1 protein-coding gene is annotated in these 599 nt (G+C 66.3%); it reads left to right on the forward strand.

What is annotated here, in order from left to right; all coding sequences use genetic code 11:
- On the forward strand, positions 1-556 hold a 556-nt coding region (locus tag E2C06_RS36880; RefSeq protein WP_277751931.1), incomplete at its 5' end, for a tripartite tricarboxylate transporter substrate-binding protein.
- Positions 557-599: the final 43 nt, after the last annotated feature.

The following is a 599-nucleotide window of genomic DNA, read 5'->3' on the forward strand; positions in this document are numbered from 1 at the left end:
GGCGGAGTTCCTCGATCTGGTGCGGCGCAAGCCGGACAGCATGAGCTTCGCCACCGCCGGCGTCGGCTTCACCAGCCACTTGGCGACCGAGCTGCTGATGGCGCGTGCCGGCGTTTCCATGATGCACGTGCCCTATCGCGGCGGCTCACCCGCAAGCCAGGCGGTGTTGACCGGCGAGGTACAGATGAACTTCATGGAAGCGGCCTTCCTGACCGGCCTGCTTCCCACCGGCAACTTGCGCGCGCTGGCGGTGACGAGCGCCACGCGGCATCCGCTCTTCCCCGACGTGCCGACCGTGTCGGAAGCCGCGATCCCCGGCTTCGAGACGGGCACCTACTGGGGCTTGGTTGCGCCTGCCACCACTCCAGCGCCGGTGCTGGCCAGACTGCGCCAGACCACGCAGCGGTTCTTCAATAGCACGGCGGAACGGGAGCGCCTGACCCAGGCCGGGTTCCTGCCGATCGCCGGCGACGCCGAGGTTTTCGATCGCATCAAGACCGAGGAGTCAGCGAAGTGGGGCAAGCTAATCCGAGACCGCAATATCAAGGTGACCTGAAAAGCGTTTCTCTGGGCGGGATCCAAACCACCGGATGCGACCT

This window comes from Dankookia rubra (assembly GCF_004355005.1).
Classification (GTDB): domain Bacteria; phylum Pseudomonadota; class Alphaproteobacteria; order Acetobacterales; family Acetobacteraceae; genus Paracraurococcus; species Paracraurococcus ruber_A.